Source organism: Streptosporangium nanhuense (assembly GCF_059358815.1).
The window spans coordinates 1-593 of sequence record NZ_JCADBG010000137.1; the positions used below are offsets into that span (position 1 = coordinate 1).

Annotated in this window: 1 pseudogene; it reads left to right on the top strand. The window is 70.5% G+C overall.

From position 1 onward, the window contains the following. Nucleotides 1–298: 298 nt before the first annotated feature. A pseudogene (locus tag AC5L38_RS44365) lies at nt 299–593 on the top strand (ABC transporter permease); the annotation flags it as partial.

Sequence of the window (593 nt, forward strand, 5' to 3'; positions counted from 1 at the left end):
CGGGAGGGCCGGGTCATTCGTGAGGCCGGCGCGGGTGAGCTGGACGAGCACGCCGTCCTCGACATGATCATGGAAGGGAGCGCCCTGTGACCCCCTCCACCGCGTGGAAGCCCGGAACGCACGGGGAGCCCGGGAGGTCCGGGAAGCCGGGCAGGCCCGGGGAGCCCTCGTACTCCGGAAGCGCCGGAAGCGCCGGACACGCCGGGACTATTGAAAGGAACCGACAGGTCCTCATGGATGTCATCTCTCTCCGATCCGGAGCCCCGAGCGTCTCGGCGGTGCTCCGGTGAAGCCGCCCGTGGACGAGAGCGACCGCGTCGAGGCGCCCGCTCACAAGCCCGCCGCGGCGAGCCCGCTCTCCCGCCTCGGGGAGACGCGCCACCTCGGCCTGGTGGTCGCGCTGGTGCTGCTGGCGGTGGTGGGTCTGGTCACGGTGCCCGACACCTTCGCCACGACCTCGAACATGGTGAGCATCCTGTCGCTGGCGGCGACCATCGGGGTGATCACCGTCGGCATGACGTTCGTGATCATCGGTGGGGGTATCGACCTGTCGGTGGGCGCGATCATGGCGCTGGCGTCGGTGTGGGCGACCA